Source organism: Rhodospirillaceae bacterium, from assembly GCA_040219235.1.
Taxonomy (GTDB): Bacteria; Pseudomonadota; Alphaproteobacteria; order Rhodospirillales; family Rhodospirillaceae; genus WLXB01.
The window spans coordinates 1,099,981-1,117,581 of record JAVJSV010000011.1 but is presented as its reverse complement, the minus strand read 5'-3'; the positions used below and the strand labels follow the sequence as shown (position 1 = coordinate 1,117,581).

Genomic DNA, 17,601 nt, shown 5'->3' with positions numbered 1-17,601 from the left:
TTCGCTAACAAAAATCTGGCACACCAGAGACTTGACTTGATCCATATGATTGCTTATCAACCGCAAAATTTTGCTTATTCTAAGTACTTATGTGAGATGGTTTCGGTCGTTTTACAAGCCCGGGTTTGACCCCGCCACAATATTGAGATTTTGCGATGCTGACCCAGGTCATCAGACTGGGGACGGAATAGCAGGACAACTGGACCGGGTAAACACGCTTAGATGGGCGACCACCCAGGGCTTAATTAGGCCCCAAAACAGACGGATTCTTATGCCGGAGGCGAGTGCCAAAGAATTTCCTCCCCAGCCACCAGGTGCGACGGGGGTATTGGTTCTCAGCGATGGATCTGTTTTTTGGGGTAAAGGCTTAGGCGCCATCGGCGCCCATGTCGGAGAAGTGGTCTTCAACACGTCCCTTACGGGATACCAGGAAGTACTGACCGACCCATCCTACGCAGCACAAATTATCACGTTTACATTTCCTCACATCGGTAATGTGGGCACCAACGACGAGGACATGGAGAGCACGCGCCCTGCCGCTCTTGGCTGCATATTGCGTATGGACGTGACCGAGCCCGCCAACTGGCGGTCCAGTCAACATCTAAACGAATGGCTAAAAGACCATAATCTTATTGGGTTGTCAGGTGTTGATACGCGGCGTTTAACAGGGCTTATTCGAGATAATGGCGCACCTAACGGAGTTGTTGCTCATTCTCCCGATGGCAAGCTCGATCTTGAGGCCCTTCTCAAGCAAGCAAAGCAATGGCCTGGGCTTGAAGGTATGGACCTCGCCAAGGCGGTCACGCGGGAATCTTCAGAGGTATGGACAGAAACCCGATGGGATCTGGCCAAGGGATATGGGGCGATAGGCAAAGATGGTGCAACGGCAAAGCATCACGTTGTCGCAATTGATTTTGGCGCTAAACGCAACATTCTCAGATGTTTGGCCAATGCTGGATGCAAGGTCACGGTTGTTCCGGCAACTGCATCAGCAGAAGATATATTATCCCACAAACCTGATGGCATCTTTCTTTCCAATGGCCCCGGAGACCCCGCTGCAACAGGCGCCTATGCAGTTCCAGTTGTGCAGTCTCTGCTGGAAACTGGTAAACCGATTTTCGGGATTTGTCTTGGGCATCAGATTTTATCGCTGGCCCTCGGTGCAAAAACTTACAAGCTGAAATTTGGTCATCGTGGTGCTAATCAGCCGGTCAAAGACCTGGAAACCGGTAAAGTTGAAATCACCTCCCAGAATCATGGCTTCAGTGTAGATCGGGACAGCCTCCCGAATGGTGTCATCGAAACCCATCGCTCTCTATTCGATGGCATATTAGAAGGCATACGAGTCGAGAATAAGCCGGTGTTCTCGGTGCAATATCACCCAGAAGCGTCGCCAGGCCCTCAAGACAGCTACTATTTATTTGAACGATTCGCAGACCTTATGACGGCTGCAAAAACCAATGCGGCAAGAAGCGCTTAACCCATGCCCAAACGTACAGATATTAAAAGCATTCTAATCATCGGCGCTGGCCCAATTATTATCGGTCAGGCATGCGAATTTGATTACTCCGGTGCGCAAGCGTGTAAAGCCCTGCGTCAGGAGGGGTACCGCGTCATCCTGGTCAACTCGAATCCGGCGACCATCATGACCGACCCCGAGATGGCAGATGCAACTTACATTGAACCCATCACGCCGGAGACCGTTACAAAGATTCTCGAGAAAGAGCGTCCAGACGCCATTCTTCCCACCATGGGTGGACAGACAGGGCTGAATACAGCCATGAGGCTTGCTGACGATGGCGTACTTGAGCGGCTTGGTATTGAACTGATCGGCGCACAAAGAGATGTCATCGCCAAAGCTGAGGACAGACTGCTGTTCCGCGAAGCGATGGAAGCCATTGGACTAGAGAGCCCACGCAGCCAAGTGGTTCATAGCCTTGAAGAAGCACGGGCCGCTGTTAAACATATCGGTTTACCGGCCATTATTAGACCGTCCTTCACCCTTGGCGGAGAAGGCGGTGGCATTGCCTACAACACAGAAGAATTCGAGACCATCGTCGGAACCGGCCTCTCTGCGTCTCCAACGACGGAAGTTCTGGTTGAAGAGTCTGTATTAGGCTGGAAAGAATTTGAGATGGAAGTCGTGCGCGACAGCGCAGACAACTGCATTATCATCTGTGCGATTGAGAACGTCGACCCCATGGGCATCCACACAGGCGATTCCATAACTGTCGCACCGGCACTCACTTTAACTGACAAAGAATATCAAATTCTCCGTGACGCTTCGATTGCATGCCTCCGTGAAATTGGTGTGGACACAGGCGGCTCCAACGTACAGTTCGCCATCAACCCTACAGACGGGCGGATGGTCGTTATTGAAATGAACCCTCGCGTCTCACGATCATCAGCGCTCGCTTCCAAAGCGACAGGGTTTCCGATTGCCAAGATCGCCGCAAAACTGGCCGTCGGTTATACGCTGGACGAACTTGACAACGACATTACTGGTGTAACGCCAGCGTCCTTTGAGCCGACAATTGATTACGTGGTCACTAAGATTCCACGTTTTACCTTCGAAAAGTTTCCTGACACCGAACCGCTGCTCACCACCTCAATGAAGTCGGTTGGCGAAGCGATGTCGGTGGGACGGTGTTTTGCCGAGAGTCTTCAAAAAGGCCTGCAATCCATGGAAACGGGGTTAACTGGCTTGAACGAAGTCTACCTTGAGGAAGCAGGAAAACCGGTAAACGATTTGAGCACCCTCACGGCAGCACTGCTTGCACCTCGCCCAGACCGGTTGCTCGTGATCGCCCAGGCTTTCCGTGCTGGAATGACGCTTGAAGAGATTCAGAAGCCAAGCAAGTTCGATCCGTGGTTTTTGGCTCAGATCAAAGCCCTTGTCGATGTTGAGACCCAACTGAAAGCTGATGGTCTTCCTACTGACCCGCCAGCGTTTGCTCGCCTCAAACGTCTCGGCTTTTCAGATGAACGGATCGGCGAACTGACAAATACAGACCCGCTCGTGGTCGCTGAGAAGCGCCGCGGAGCTGGAATTCTGCCCGTCTATAAACGCATTGATACCTGCGCAGCAGAATTCGCCTCACAGACGCCATATATGTATTCCACCTATGAGGGCGATGGATATGTTGAGCCTCATTGCGAATCAGACCCAACAGACAAAACAAAAATCATCATTTTAGGTGGTGGTCCAAACCGGATCGGGCAAGGCATCGAGTTTGATTACTGTTGCTGTCATGCGGCCTTTGCACTGTCTGATGCTGGCTATGAGACGATTATGGTCAACTGTAATCCAGAGACTGTCTCAACTGACTACGATACCTCTGATAGGCTTTATTTCGAGCCGTTAACGCCAGAATCAGTAATTGAATTAATTCGCGTTGAGCAACGTAAAGGGACGGTAAAAGGCGTTATTGTGCAGTTGGGAGGTCAAACACCCCTAAAGCTGTCACAGGCCCTTGAAGCCGCAGGCATTCCTATTTTAGGGACATCACCCGACGCCATTGATCTCGCCGAGGATCGTGAGCGTTTTCAGCATTTGCTAAACGATCTTAAGCTCCGTCAGCCCGCCAACGGAACTGCCCTCACAGAAGAAGATGCCGTAAATAGCGCAAACAAAATCGGATACCCCGTCGTCATCCGTCCGTCTTACGTTTTGGGTGGACGGGCCATGCAAATTGTTCATGAGGAAGAAGGACTTCGCTCTTATATCCGTGATGCCGTCAAAGTGACGGGGAGCAATCCTCTTCTGATTGATTCCTATTTATCCGGCGCGATTGAAGTTGACGTTGATGCTGTATCGGATGGAGATGACATCTACATCGCCGGCATCATGGAACACATTGAAGAAGCTGGAATTCACTCTGGAGACTCAGCCTGCTCGCTGCCGCCTTACTCATTGTCTAAAGAGATTGTTGAAGACTTAAAAATTCAAACACGCGCCTTGGCTAAGGGCCTTAATGTGGTCGGGTTGATGAATGTTCAATTCGCCGTCAAAGACTCTGAGATTTATATTCTTGAGGTCAATCCGCGTGCCAGTCGCACGGTTCCATTCGTGGCCAAAGCAACTGGCATACAAGTTGCTAAGATTGCTGCCAGGGTGATGGCAGGTGAGAAACTCGCTGACTTGGGTTTATCAGGATACGATTTCGACACGCGCGCAGAAAGCAAGGATCACATTGCTGTAAAAGAAGCCGTGTTCCCCTTCGCCCGCTTCCCAGGCGTTGATATCATTTTAGGACCCGAGATGAAGTCAACCGGTGAAGTTATGGGGATTGACGTCGATTTCCCCAGGGCGTTCGCAAAGTCGCAGATGGGGGCCGGAACACGACTCCCGCTCTCAGGCACTGCATTTTTATCCCTAAAAGATCAAGATAAGGCCGGTGCCCTCAAAGTGGCTCACAAACTCACAGACCTTGGCTTTAAGATTATTGCAACCTCAGGAACCCAGGCTTTTCTGGCTGAGAAGGGTCTTAATGTTGATGTTATTAACAAAGTTCTTGAAGGACGACCGCACTGCGTGGATGCTATGATTTCAGGAGACATCCAACTGGTGATCAATACTACGGAAGGCGCACAATCGCTTAAGGATAGCTACGATATCCGCAGGACCGCGCTAACCCGTCAGATTTGTCATTATACAACCCTTTCGGGGGCTGAAGCGGCCGTAGATGCAATTTCAGCTTTAAGAGACGGCGCACTTGATGTCGCCCCCCTGCAATCCTATTTTAGATAACTTCAAGAACCTGACGTTAAGCGCCTGGCTCACCTTGGAAGAGCAGGCGTTTTTCATTTACGGATAGAATAAAGGGTGCGTCGTGGAAAAAGTTCCTATGACGGCTGGGGGATTAGCCCCGCTGCAAGACGAGTTGAAACGACTAAAGTCGAAAGAACGGCCAGCTGTTATTAAGGCCATTGCGGAGGCGCGTGAGCACGGAGATCTCTCCGAGAACGCAGAGTATCACGCTGCCAAAGAACGACAGGGCTTTATCGAGGGCCGCATTCAGGAGCTTGAAGACGTCATCAGCCGTGCTGACATTATAGACGTTTCGAAACTCTCAGGGTCTGTCGTGATGTTTGGCGCCACGGTCTGTTTTGCCGACGAAGACACGGATGAAGAAACGACCTACCAAATAGTTGGTCCATACGAAGCCGATTTGGATAAAAAACGCATTTCTGTTCAGTCTCCTATTGCACGCGCGTTGATAGGCAAAACTGTTGGAGATACCACTGAGGTGAGAGCCCCGGGTGGCGTTAAAAGCTACGAGATCATTGACGTAAAATTTAAGTAAGACTTCTGGCGTGAATTCTAAGCCACATCCTTATCTGGCCGCACCGTAATTGGAACACCAGAGAGCTTCTTTGAACTGCGAATAGCTAAGGCTGACTTAACCTGCGCAACATTGGGCGCTGCGGTCAGCTTTGAGGTGATGAATTTTTGGTATTCGTCCCAATCGCGGGCAACGATCTTGAGTAGAAAGTCCGTCTCACCGGCAAGCATGTGACACTCCCTGACCTCGGGCCACAGATCGACCATTTTTTCAAACGCCAAAAGATCAACTTCTGCTTGGCTATTTAAACCGACGTGCGCGAAGACAGACACATTAAACCCGAGCGATACGGGATCTAAATCTGCATGATACCCTTTGATGAATCCTGCTTCTTCTAAGGCTCTGACTCTACGCAAACAAGGTGGGGCTGAGATGCCCGCTGCTTTAGCAAGATCAACGTTTGTCATGCGACCATCAGACTGGAGATCACTTAATATCTGTCGATCAATTCGATCTAGTTTTACACGCTGCATGATCTCTCCCGACAACGATATAGTTCGGATGATTAAGACTTTACGCGTAATAATATTACACAAATAGGAAAAATTGCGACCGAAATAGTCACGCGCACACCAAGATACAGAATCCCTAAAGAACCGCCCCTCTTTGCTCCACTGTCGTCTTGTCACTCCCCTGACCGAGACCTATGTTACCGCTCCCTTTGCTACACTTTTCTATTAGAAAGCATTCACGACTTATGGCCGAGCACCACTCAAAAGTACTTATTCTTGGATCAGGCCCTGCAGGCCTTACGGCTGCTATTTACGCTGCACGCGCCAGCTTAAAACCTATTTTGGTGGCTGGAATGCAACCTGGCGGCCAGATGACGATCACAACCGATGTTGAAAACTACCCTGGTTTTGCCGATGTGATCCAAGGTCCATGGTTGATGGAACAGATGCAAAAGCAGGCGGAACATGTCGGGACCAAAATCATTCAAGATACCATCAGCTCTGTTGACTTAAGTTCAGGCCCGTTCACCTGCATCGGTGATGGCGGAGATATCTATACAGGGGACTCTTTGATCATTTCGACAGGTGCATCAGCGCGCTGGATCGGTTTGGAGTCAGAAGAAAAATTCATGGGATTTGGCGTATCTGCTTGCGCAACCTGCGATGGCTTCTTCTTCCGAGGAAAAGAGGTATGTGTCATTGGGGGCGGTAACACTGCCGTCGAAGAGGCCCTTTACCTGACCAATCACGCCAGCAAAGTGACATTAATCCATCGTCGAGATTCTTTCCGGGCTGAAAAAATTCTTCAAGATCGCTTGTTCGCAAACGAAAAAGTTGACGTGATTTGGGATACAGTCATGGAAGAAGTGGTCGGAGATTCTGATCCATTAGGTGTGACGGGTGTGAAGCTAAAGAACATCAAAACGAATAAGACATCACATCTTTCAGTCGATGGCGTTTTTGTCGCTATCGGACACACACCGAATACGGAATTGTTTAAAGGCACATTGGATATGGAAGATGGCGGCTATCTGATTACAGCCTCTGATTCCACACGAACCAACATCGACGGTGTGTTCGCCTGTGGCGATGTCCAAGACCATATCTTCAGGCAAGCAGTTACGGCGGCAGGAACCGGATGTATGGCCGCTCTTGAAGCAGATAGGTTCTTAGCCTCACGCTCAGCCTAAACCCCTCGTGCGGCACATTATGACCGGGAAGGACACATCATGCCCTCGCAAGGAAAAAGCCGACTCGACTGGGACAAACTTCGTGTTTTTCACGCCGTCGCCGAAGCGGGTAGTTTTACCCATGCCAGCGAGGCTCTAACACTCAGCCAATCAGCCGTTAGCCGGCAAATCAGTGCCCTTGAAAGTTCTCTTAAAGTTACACTGTTTCATCGCCATGCACGCGGCCTGATCCTGACCGAGCAAGGTGATTTGCTCTACAAAACGGTGCACGACGTGTTCTCTAAATTGACGTCCGTCGAGAACCAATTGACCGAATCAAAAGATGCCCCAGAGGGTCCGTTAACAATCACGACCACAATGGCCTTTGGGTCAGTATGGCTCACAGGTCGTTTACGACAGTTTATCAAAGACTACCCAGGGATAGACGTTACGCTCAGATTGGATGATCGCGAATTGAACCTTGCTATGCGTGAGGGCGATGTCGCCATCCGCTTCAACGAGCCAAAACAGCCTGACCTTATTCAACGCCATGTAGGCCATCTATACGGCCATATTTTTGCGTCGGCAGACTATTTGAAAGAGCATGGAACACCGACATCGATTGAAGACCTAGTTAATCATAAGCTTGTTGTCTTCGGTGGAAGCGCCCTTCCGTTTGAAGAAGTGAACTGGCACGTCAATGAAGTTGAAAAAACGGTAGGAAAAATTAATCCTGTCCTGCGTGTAAACAGCCTCTACGGCGTCTACCGGGCAGTGAAAAGCGGTATAGGAATAGGTGCGCTACCCGAGTACTTTTATCGCGAAGGTCGGGGTTTAGTACAGATTTTACCTGAACTGAGTAGCCCACCGATTGATGCCTACTTCGTTTATCCGGAAGAACTGCGCAACACCATGCGTGTAGCTGCTTTTAGAGACTTCCTGCTCAAAGAAATCACACGTGCACGCCTGCAACTTCCTGTGTCTCAACAGGACTTAGAGAAAGCACAAGACGCCAGTTAAACCATAGCCTGTGTTTTAGGGCTCGCCCCCCATAAGAAATGCGCGAGCATCAGAAACCGTGGTTTCCGGGTCTTCCAGCATTAATTTATGGCCAAGTCCAGGATATCGGATCACCTTGACTTCAGTGTTTGTAAATAGAGGCAGAACGTTGCTCAGACCATCTGCTGTGAGGACTGGAGACTGGCCAGCCCACTGCAACAACGTTGGTGCTGTAATTTGAGCAGCAGCCTCAGCGAGATCAAACTTACTGCGGGCGTTTGCCATAATGAACTGACGCACTCTTGGAATGTTACCCGCACGATTGTTGAGGTCCGCATACCCTTGAACCATCTCCGGCGTAATTCGGTCGTCGTTGCCAAAGATATTTTCTAAAAACAAGCGCCAATATAACTTTGGCCGCCAAACCTTAAAGATGTTGTCACTGATCCACATCATCGAACGAAACTGCCACGGCGGTGGAATTCGATCTCCCGGTGTGTATGCAGGAACCGTTGATAAGAGCAGTTTATCGACACGCTCGGGAAACTTCGCAGCATATCTGAGGGCCATAATGCTGCCCGATGACGTGCCGCCAAGGTGAAAGCGTTCGTAGCCGAGTTCTTCAACCAGCCCCTCGAACAATGGCATCGCACGCTCAACACCATACTCCTCTGTCGGGTCCGGCCCTGACAACCCAAAGGGCGCAAAATCAAAGCGCACAATCCGGAAATCCTGTCTCAGACGCTCTGCCCAGCCTTCCCACTGACGGTTACTACCGAGGTAACCATGAACAAGAATGATGACCGGCCCCTGCCCTTCCTCCACCACATGAAGACGAACGCCGTCAATTGTTAGAAATCGCGAGCGCTCGTCTGTGTAAGTTTCAACAAGATAGTCTTCAGAGGGATTGAAGGCCCCAAATCTCACTGCTATCAGCCACAGGACAAGCAGAGAAACAAGAATGCCGACGCTAACGAGACTTACTCTGACCATGGCAAAACCGCCCCCAGTTGACTAGGAGGTAGTCTGCCACATGTTTAAGCACGATTCCTAGGAAAGCGCTGCACAGAACCTTTGGATGCGCGTGCAGGCGTCTTTTAGCGCTTCGGTCGATGTCGCGTAGGAAATCCGGAAGTGCGGTGACAATCCAAAGGCTTCCCCTTGCACAGCCGCGACCGCCTCTTCTTCGAGAAGAGCCGTCACAAAGTCTGAGTCGCCCTTAATCTTACGCCCGCCTTTAGACGTTTTTCCAAGACATCCCGCTATAGACGGGTAAACATAGAATGCACCTTCCGGTGTCAAGCAGCTAATACCTTCGGCTTGATTGAGCATCTTGACGACCAAATCACGACGCTCTTTATAGACCGCATTGCGTTCAGCCAAGAAATCCATCGGACCATTAAGCGCGGCCACGCAAGCGTGTTGAGTTATTGAACTGGTGTGAGAGGCGCTCTGAGATTGAATATTGTTCATGGCCTTAATCAGATCCAAGGGCCCAGCAGCATATCCCATGCGCCATCCCGTCATGGCAAACGCTTTGGAGACACCATTAATGGTGAGCGTGCGATCAAACAGTTTTGGTTCAACTTGCGCGATCGTCTTAAATTCGAAATCGTCGTAAACGAGGTGTTCATACATGTCATCAGTCATCACCCAAACATGGGGGTGCTTGAGGAGAACATCAGCAACGGCCTTCAAGTCTGCTTCCGTATAAGCGGCACCCGTAGGGTTTGAGGGGGAATTGAGGATCAACCACTTGGTTTTATCGGTGATTGCCGCGTCCAGCTTCTCAGCCGAGAGCTTGAAGTTTTCATCCTCAGTGCATTCAATAAAAACCGGCGTACCGCCAGCGATAAGCACCATATCCGGGTAACTCACCCAATAAGGTGCCGGAATAAGCACTTCATCCCCGGCATTAATAGTGGCCAAAATAGCGTTAAACAATACTTGCTTGCCACCAACGCCGATATGGACCTGACCAATGTCATAGTCCAAGCCGTTTTCGCGCTTGAACTTATCCACCACAGCTTGACGCAATTCGGGGATACCATTGGTCGGCGTATATTTGGTTTTTCCGGAGTCAATCGCTGCCTTACCGGCCGCTTTGATGTGATCCGGGGTGTCAAAGTCGGGTTCTCCAGCACCTAGCCCAATGACGTCTACGCCTTGGGCTTTGAGTTCACCCGCTTTGGCCGTTACGGCCATCGTTGGTGAGGGTTTGATGGCTGACATGCGGTCGGCGATGATGGACACGGGATCCTCCCGGAAGATTGAGAAAAGTTGAATAGTCGTTTGGCCGCAAGCTACTGCCGTGGGCGGTCCGGCGCAACCAAGATCACCTCAAAAAGCATCGAAATCTTGGATTTCGGTACTGGAGGCTATCGAAATCTATCCCTATGTTAGCAAGCATGACCATCGCCCTTCCCATGTATGAGAAACCTGAGCCAGGAGAGAGTGCGGACTTTCGACTCGTCAGCGAGTTTGAGCCTGCGGGAGATCAACCGGCTGCTATTAAAGAACTAGAGAAGGGCCTTCGGGCAAATGAACGCGATCAAGTATTGCTGGGCGTTACCGGGTCCGGCAAGACATTTACCATGGCGCAACTTATTGCGCGCACTGGCCGCCCCGCCCTGATATTGGCGCCGAACAAGACTTTAGCCGCACAGCTTTACGGTGAATTTAAATCCTTCTTTCCGGACAATGCGGTTGAGTATTTCGTATCCTATTACGATTACTACCAACCTGAGGCCTACGTGCCCCGCACAGACACCTACATAGAAAAAGACGCCAGCATCAATGAACAGATTGATCGGATGCGGCATTCTGCGACGCGATCAATATTGGAGCGTCGGGACGTCATCATCGTATCCTCGGTGTCTTGTCTATATGGTTTGGGCTCGGTTGAATCTTACTCACGCATGACCATTGTGATTGAAGAAGGGGCCACACTGCCCCGAGCAGAACTGGTCAAGCAACTGGTTGCCCTGCAATACAAGCGCAATGACACGGCTTTTGTGCGCGGCACATTTAGAGTGCGTGGCGACGTCATTGAGATTTTCCCCGCTCACTATGCAGATCGGGCCTGGCGCCTGTCATTGTTTGGCGACGAAATCGAATCGATTAATGAGTTTGACCCTCTGACAGGGGAAAAAACAGCCGCCCTGCAACTAATCACCGTTTATCCAAGTAGCCATTATGTGACCCCGCGCCCTGCGCTCTCCCAAGCCGCTAAAGGCATAAAAGCAGAACTGAAAAAGCAACTGGACGTGTTTCACAAGGAAGGAAAGTTGCTGGAAGCTCAGCGGCTTGAACAACGGACCATGTTTGACCTAGAGATGATGGAAACGACGGGGCACTGCAAAGGCATCGAGAACTATTCGCGCTATTTGACAGGTCGCAAACCTGGAGAACCACCCCCAACATTATTCGAATACATTCCTGATGATGCCTTGCTATTTGTAGATGAAAGTCACGTTGCCGTTCCACAAATCGGCGGCATGTATCGAGGTGACTTTGTACGGAAATCAACACTCTCCAACTTTGGTTTTCGGCTACCCTCCTGTTGCGACAACCGGCCACTGAAGTTTGAAGAATGGGAAACCATGCGCCCACAGACCGTGTTTGTGTCGGCAACCCCCGGTGATTGGGAAATGGAGCGTACCCAAGGGGCTTTTGTCGAGCAGATCATACGACCGACCGGACTGATTGACCCGGTCTGCCACATTCGCTCGGCAGATACACAAGTCGATGATCTGCTTGGAGAAGTCCGGGACGTTGCCGCAAAAGGTATGCGTGCCCTTGTTACCACTCTGACAAAACGTATGGCGGAAGACCTAACAGAGTACTTGACGGAACAAGGCGTGCGCGTGCGCTATATGCATTCGGATGTGGACACACTGGAGCGTATTGAGATCATTCGCGACCTCAGATTGGGCGTCTTTGACGTGCTGGTTGGAATTAACCTGCTGCGTGAAGGCCTTGATATACCTGAATGTAGCTTGGTCGCCATTCTGGATGCTGATAAAGAGGGCTTCTTACGGTCCACCAGATCTTTGATTCAGACTATCGGTCGTGCAGCCAGAAACATCGATGGCAGAGTTATTCTGTACGCCAATAAAATGACTGGGAGCCTGGAGCAAGCCATCAACGAAACCAATCGCCGTCGAGAAAAACAGCAAGCCTTTAATGTGGCCAATAATATTACGCCGGCAGGCATCCGCAAAGAGATCGCAGATCTTCTGGAAAGCGTTTACGAGCAGGACCGCGTAACAGTTGATACGGGCTTCGCCGAGGAGAGTGAGCTCCTGGGTCACAATCTCCGTGGCGTAATTACGGACATGGAAAAGAAGATGCAAACGGCGGCAGGTAATTTGGAATTCGAAGAGGCCGCCAGATTACGTGATGAAATTCGTCGATTAGAAAACCTAGAACTTGAAATGGCACCCGATGCGCTGAGTAGCCCGGACCAAGAGGCCAGGGGAAAAGTGGCACGCATCCCTGAACCAGGGGCTAAAGGCAGAGGCCGCACGGTAAGACAACGTCAGAAATCACGCCGACGCTAACCTGCTTCAATACCACTTAACTTATTGTTCTATAAGTATTCATAGGGTTTTTCATGCCGGTGACGCATAGCTGGCATACTGAGATTGTATGTTGACCCAGCATATATCAAATCGATATAACGCCATCCGAAAGTCATAAAAGCGGATCATACCGCTTTCACAACTTAAAGGGGTAGGCCGTGGACGCCAAAACACTTTGCCTAGGTGCGTTGATGGACAAAGACGCATCTGGTTACGAAATTCGTAAGCTTTTTGAAGACGGCCCCTTTAGCGCCATCTACGATGTGAGTTTCGGGTCCATATACCCAGCTCTTAACGTATTGTTGGATCGTGAATGGGCGACCTGTTGTGTCGCCGAGCAGGCTGGTCGTCCTGATAAGAAAGTCTATAGCATTACGCCCGCTGGCCGGTCTGCCTTTTTAGAAGCTTTATCGCACACACCAGCACCCGATAAAATGCGATCAGAAATGCTCTTTATCTTATCGTTTGGTGACAATCTGTCCCGATCAGTCGTGCTGGATCTTGTTGATCGCTATATTGCTGATTACGAAGAACGGCTCGCGGCTATCCACGACTGTACTGAGACACGCGCCATCTCAAGTCCTGTTAGACACTTCGTCCATAATTTCGGCGTCACTATGTATGAATCCGCTTTGACCTATTTGCGCGATCATCGTGCAGAGCTTGTTGAAATCAATGAGGAGCACCCCCCCTTAGCAGGTGATCTCAATCAACAGAACCTATCGGCAGGAGCGTGCTCATGAATAACTCCTATGTAATAGCGGCTGCCATTGCTGCCGTGGCCATACTTTGGGTCGCCTCCGGTGTCATATTTTCTCCAGATACCGAATCTGGACTCTCGGCTGTAGAGCAAGCCGCTAGAAATCAGCCTGAAGGGTTGCAACGTGTGCAGGTGATGCAATCTCTCGCCATACCAAGAGTGAGAGAGATTCGTGTAGCTGGGCGAACGGAAGCCTCCCGTCAGGTGACCCTGCGTGTCGAAACCGAAGGCCCGGTCACTGCATTGCTGGTTAGTCGTGGTACAGCTGTGAAGAGGGATCAGCCGCTCATCAAACTCGGAATTAACGACCGCCAAGCGAAGTTATCAAAAGCAGAAGCTTTAGTTTTAAAACGTGAATTGGAATTTCGGGCTGCCGAAGACTTGTCTAAAAAGTCTTTTACGTCAGAAGTCTCCCTTGCCAATGCCAGGGCGGAGCTTGAGTCTGCACGAGCTGAGTTAGAAAGCGCTAAACTTGAAATCGCACGAACCATTATTCGTGCGCCCTTTGATGGAATATTCAACCGCAACCACGTTGAAATAGGTGATTACGTCCGCGTTGGTGATGAGATTGCAGAGATGGTCGACCTTGACCCGATTCTTATCATCGCTGAAATTGCAGAACTGGCGGTCAGCGATGTGAAAACCGGTGCTGTCGCAACTGCAGATCTAATCAATGGCCTTAGTGTAACTGGCCCGATTACGTTTGTTTCAAGTCTCGCCTCACCAGAAACTCGCACGTTTTCCGTTGAGATTTCCGTGCCTAACGCTGATGGCCGAGTTATCGATGGAATGACTGCGACTCTGAGGCTTCCCACCCAAGAAGTTATGGCGCATAGCGTGCCACCCGCCGCCCTGACACTTGATGATAGCGGCGCAGTTGGTGTGAAATTGGTGGATAAAGAGGGCCGTGTTTCTTTCGCCGAAGCCTCTGCCTCGTCTGCATCCTCTGACAGTGTCTGGCTCACCGGACTACCTGGATCAGTAGATATCATTACCGTCGGTCAAGAGTTTGTTACCGTCGGTCAAAAGGTCGAGCCTGTGATCATAAACAGCAGTGAACTAGGGCCAGTGGGACTAATGCCTTCCCGAGCCTCTGATCAAACTCAACTGGTGCAGCGACAAGGAGCGCAACAATGATCGCCCTTATTGATGCTGCTTTAGACCGTTCGCGGACGGTACTCTCTTTGCTGTTCATGATCCTAGTCGCAGGTATTAGTGCTTTTATGGACATCCCTAAAGAAGCGGAACCAGATATTCCGGTTCCAACGATCTATGTAAGCATGGTGTACCGAGGGATTTCGCCGGAGGATGGGGAGCGCCTGTTGGTGCGCCCAATGGAACGCGAAATGCGATCCGTCGAGGGCGTCAAAGAAATTACTGGCCAGTCTTACCCCAATGGCGCCAACGTCACACTGGAATTTGAAGCTGGATTTGACGTCGATAAAGCTCTTATGGATGTGCGTGAAGCAGTAGATGTCGCAAAAGCCGAACTTCCAGAAGGCGCGGAAGAACCGACAGTGCAAGAAGTAAACATGAGCTTGCTGCCCATCTTGGCCATTAGCTTATCGGGTGATGTGCCAGAGCGGACCTTGTTTACAATCGCCAACCGCTTGAAAGATAAAATTGAAGAGATTCCGAGTGTTCTCGAAGCTGACATCGCTGGTGACCGTGAAGAACAGATGGAAATCATTATTGACCCAGCATTGTTAAAATCATACGGCATCGATGCAAACGAGTTTACAAATTTCCTTAAGCGCAACAATACAGTCATTGCCGCTGGCGAACTGGACACAGGTAATGGACGCTTCGCAATCAATTTACCTGGGCTGATTGAAGGCGTTGATGACGTTCTTGAGTTGCCTGTCGTAGTTAACCGAGATGCCTCAATCACAGTTGGAGACGTTGCTAAAGGTCGACGGGCATTTAAAGACGCTGATGGTTATGCACGGGTTAACGGTCAATCGTCTTTGACTCTGGAAGTTTCTAAGCGCTCAGGTGAGAACATCATTGAGACTGTCGACCTTGTCAGGTCAGTGATCGAAGAAGATCAAGCGTTGTGGCCATCTGGCATTCAAGTGAATTACTTCCAAGACAAGTCAAAAATGGTCAAAGACATGCTGTTTGAATTGCAAAACAACGTGGTGACTGCAGTTCTGCTTGTTATGATCGTCGTTGTCGCAGCGCTGGGTTTGCGTGCGGGGTTGTTGGTCGGGATCGCCATCCCTGGTTCATTCCTTATGGGTATACTCGTGTTGTATACCGGCGGCATGACCATCAATATGGTTGTATTATTCGGCTTGATCTTATCTGTCGGCATGCTTGTAGACGGTGCCATTGTGGTTACTGAATACGCAGACCGCAAAATGACCGAAGGCTTAGATCGTAAGGAAGCTTATGCATTGGCCGCCAAACGCATGGCGTGGCCAGTTACGGCGTCAACGGCAACAACACTTGCTGCGTTTACGCCCCTCCTATTCTGGACCGGTCTATTTGGTGAGTTTATGAAGTACTTGCCAATCACACTTATCGCAACACTCACCGCCTCACTACTCATGGCTTTGATTTTTGTACCAACGCTTGGGGCTCGCTTTGGAAAGCCGGGCATTGGCAACCCAGACATCATGCGCGCCATTGCCGCAGGACAAAACGTAGACATGACCAAGCTGCCGGGGATTACAGGCACCTATGCGAGACTGCTGACCTCGGCGCTGAACAACTCAGGCAAGGTGCTCGTGGGCGCGCTTGTTTTGTTGGTTACAGCGCAGGCTCTCTATTGGTCATTTGGGAAAGGTGTAGAGTTTATGCCAGAGTCTGAGCCTGAACGCGGCGCTGTCTATGTTCATGCCCGCGGCAATCTGTCCGTCGATGATAAAGACCGACTGACTCGGGAAGTTGAGCAACGCATCTTTGATCTGCCTGAATTCACAACCGTATATGCACGATCCGCCCAAGGCGCACGTTATCGCGACGGCGGCTCCGCTGACATCGTTGGTGCGGTTCAGTTCGAATATAAAAACTGGGAATTTAGGCGGTCTTCTGAAGAGGTTGTCGCGGACATGCGCCAACGCCTATCCGATCTTTCTGGTGTCAAAATCGAGATATGGGAAGAAAAAATGGGCCCTCCGACAGGCCGGCAATTTCACCTCAATCTGATGGCGCAGGATTTCGATGTCTTAGCTAACCATGTTGCCATGGTCAGATCCGAAATGGCACGAGTCGGGGGATTTGTTGATATCGAAGACACATTGCCCCTTCCAGGAATCGAGTGGGAACTCGAAGTTGATCGCGCCCAAGCGGCTAAGTTTGGCGTCGACATCGGTGCCATCGGCGATATGGTGCAACTGATAACCGAGGGCTTAAAACTCTCAGACTACCGGCCAGATGATGCGGATGATGAAATTGATATTGTTGTCCGCTTTCCAGAAGAATATCGAACCTTAGATGAGATGGATGCTATTCGGGTCAATACACCCGCTGGGCAAGTCCCTGTCTCAAGTTTTGTCAAAAGAGTTGCCAAGCAAGATCCCGGCGAAATCAACCGGATTGATGGTCGGCGCGTGGTGTCAGTTATAGCTAGCGTCGAAAGCGGCATTTTGGCTGGTGAGCAAGTAGAACAGATAGAACAATGGCTCAAATCTAATGACGCTTGGAGTGAGTCCGTTAAATGGGCCTTCAAGGGCGAGGATGAAGAGCAACAGGAATCTGCAGCCTTCTTGCAACGCGCCTTTATGGTCGCCTTGTTTTTAATGGGCGTGATTCTGATTACGCAGTTTAACAGCTTCTATTCAGCCTTTCTGATCCTAAGCGCTGTTGTGATGTCGACCATAGGCGTTTTTATGGGGCTACTTATCTTCCAGCAGCCCTTCGGAATCGTTATGTCTGGCGTCGGTGTCATTTCCTTAGCCGGAATTGTGGTGAACAACAATATCGTGTTGATCGACACTTATGATCGCTTAAAGAAAGACTTTACGGATCCTGTTCAGGCGATCATCCAAACAGGTGTTCAACGGTTGCGCCCGGTCCTCCTGACCACAGTCACGACTGTGCTAGGTCTGATGCCCATGATGTTCCAAATCAACGTCGATTTCGTGCAACGAGCCGTCCACATTGGGGCACCATCTTTACAATGGTGGCAGCAACTGGCCATTGCCATTGTCTGCGGCCTGAGTTTTGCAACGGTCTTAACCTTGTTTGTCACGCCCTGCGCCTTAAAACTCAGGACAGACGTTCAGTCGATTATGGTGCGCCGAGCATCGGCGAAAGCTGGAGTCGTTAATCAACCCGCAGAATAAA

Annotated in this window: 12 protein-coding genes; 9 read left to right on the top strand and 3 right to left on the bottom strand. The window is 50.3% G+C overall.

Annotation, left to right across the window (positions count from 1 at the left end; genetic code table 11):
• Positions 1-271 precede the first annotated feature (271 nt).
• The 3 genes from carA (at position 272) to greA (ending at position 5,306) form a co-directional block, all read left to right on the top strand.
• Entirely contained in the window at positions 272-1,480 is a 1,209-nt protein-coding gene (gene carA, locus RIC29_09220; protein MEQ8735093.1) for a glutamine-hydrolyzing carbamoyl-phosphate synthase small subunit, read from the top strand.
• Between the two features lie 3 nt (positions 1,481-1,483).
• On the top strand, positions 1,484-4,750 hold the full coding sequence (carB, locus tag RIC29_09215) for a carbamoyl-phosphate synthase large subunit (protein MEQ8735092.1): 3,267 nt from the start codon (positions 1,484-1,486) through the stop codon (positions 4,748-4,750).
• 82 nt (positions 4,751-4,832) lie between these two features.
• Positions 4,833-5,306 carry a transcription elongation factor GreA gene (gene greA / locus RIC29_09210; GenBank protein MEQ8735091.1) on the top strand — a complete coding sequence of 158 codons (474 nt, stop codon included), beginning with the start codon at positions 4,833-4,835 and terminating at the stop codon, positions 5,304-5,306.
• A gap of 17 nt (positions 5,307-5,323) precedes the next feature.
• Here the strand turns inward: greA and RIC29_09205 are convergent, their stop codons facing one another.
• A complete protein-coding gene (locus tag RIC29_09205; protein ID MEQ8735090.1) occupies positions 5,324-5,818 on the bottom strand; it encodes an Lrp/AsnC family transcriptional regulator in 495 nt (164 codons plus the stop codon).
• A gap of 224 nt (positions 5,819-6,042) precedes the next feature.
• Here RIC29_09205 and trxB point away from each other — a divergent pair, with 224 nt between their 5' ends.
• Positions 6,043-6,987, top strand: coding sequence for a thioredoxin-disulfide reductase (trxB, locus tag RIC29_09200; protein MEQ8735089.1), 945 nt, complete (start codon positions 6,043-6,045; stop codon positions 6,985-6,987).
• 39 nt (positions 6,988-7,026) lie between these two features.
• The gene (locus tag RIC29_09195) at positions 7,027-7,986 is read left to right on the top strand and encodes a LysR family transcriptional regulator (protein ID MEQ8735088.1); all 960 of its coding nucleotides are present in this window, start codon (positions 7,027-7,029) and stop codon (positions 7,984-7,986) included.
• A 15-nt stretch (positions 7,987-8,001) separates the two neighbouring features.
• Here the strand turns inward: RIC29_09195 and RIC29_09190 are convergent, their stop codons facing one another.
• On the bottom strand, positions 8,002-8,958 hold the full coding sequence (locus RIC29_09190; protein ID MEQ8735087.1) for an alpha/beta hydrolase: 957 nt from the start codon (positions 8,956-8,958) through the stop codon (positions 8,002-8,004).
• A 57-nt stretch (positions 8,959-9,015) separates the two neighbouring features.
• The gene (locus RIC29_09185) at positions 9,016-10,218 is read right to left on the bottom strand and encodes a pyridoxal phosphate-dependent aminotransferase (protein ID MEQ8735086.1); all 1,203 of its coding nucleotides are present in this window, start codon (positions 10,216-10,218) and stop codon (positions 9,016-9,018) included.
• 155 nt (positions 10,219-10,373) lie between these two features.
• On the opposite strand from RIC29_09185, the gene uvrB reads away from it, so the two are divergent.
• From uvrB to RIC29_09165, 4 genes are all read left to right on the top strand, one after another.
• Positions 10,374-12,527 (top strand): excinuclease ABC subunit UvrB, encoded by a 2,154-nt coding sequence (gene uvrB, locus RIC29_09180; GenBank protein ID MEQ8735085.1) that lies wholly within the window; start codon positions 10,374-10,376, stop codon positions 12,525-12,527.
• A gap of 179 nt (positions 12,528-12,706) precedes the next feature.
• Positions 12,707-13,291, top strand: coding sequence for a PadR family transcriptional regulator (locus RIC29_09175; protein ID MEQ8735084.1), 585 nt, complete (start codon positions 12,707-12,709; stop codon positions 13,289-13,291).
• Complete coding sequence (locus RIC29_09170) at positions 13,288-14,445, top strand: efflux RND transporter periplasmic adaptor subunit (protein ID MEQ8735083.1); 1,158 nt, start codon at positions 13,288-13,290, stop codon at positions 14,443-14,445. Before RIC29_09175 ends, RIC29_09170 begins: the two co-directional genes overlap by 4 nt.
• Positions 14,442-17,600, top strand: a complete 3,159-nt coding sequence (locus RIC29_09165; protein MEQ8735082.1) for an efflux RND transporter permease subunit — start codon at positions 14,442-14,444, stop codon at positions 17,598-17,600. The genes RIC29_09170 and RIC29_09165 overlap by 4 nt, the downstream gene beginning before the upstream one ends.
• The last annotated feature ends 1 nt before the right edge of the window (position 17,601 follow it).

What these genes read in the sequence shown, in the direction of transcription:
- carA (MEQ8735093.1), top strand. Translation starts at nt 272, where the DNA reads ATGCCGGAGGCGAGTGCCAAAGAATTTCCTCCCCAGCCACCAGGTGCG.
- carB (MEQ8735092.1), top strand. Translation starts at nt 1,484, where the DNA reads ATGCCCAAACGTACAGATATTAAAAGCATTCTAATCATCGGCGCTGGC.
- RIC29_09205 (MEQ8735090.1), bottom strand. Translation starts at nt 5,818, where the DNA reads ATGCAGCGTGTAAAACTAGATCGAATTGATCGACAGATATTAAGTGAT.
- trxB (MEQ8735089.1), top strand. Translation starts at nt 6,043, where the DNA reads ATGGCCGAGCACCACTCAAAAGTACTTATTCTTGGATCAGGCCCTGCA.
- RIC29_09195 (MEQ8735088.1), top strand. Translation starts at nt 7,027, where the DNA reads ATGCCCTCGCAAGGAAAAAGCCGACTCGACTGGGACAAACTTCGTGTT.
- RIC29_09190 (MEQ8735087.1), bottom strand. Translation starts at nt 8,958, where the DNA reads ATGGTCAGAGTAAGTCTCGTTAGCGTCGGCATTCTTGTTTCTCTGCTT.
- uvrB (MEQ8735085.1), top strand. Translation starts at nt 10,374, where the DNA reads ATGACCATCGCCCTTCCCATGTATGAGAAACCTGAGCCAGGAGAGAGT.
- RIC29_09170 (MEQ8735083.1), top strand. Translation starts at nt 13,288, where the DNA reads ATGAATAACTCCTATGTAATAGCGGCTGCCATTGCTGCCGTGGCCATA.
- RIC29_09165 (MEQ8735082.1), top strand. Translation starts at nt 14,442, where the DNA reads ATGATCGCCCTTATTGATGCTGCTTTAGACCGTTCGCGGACGGTACTC.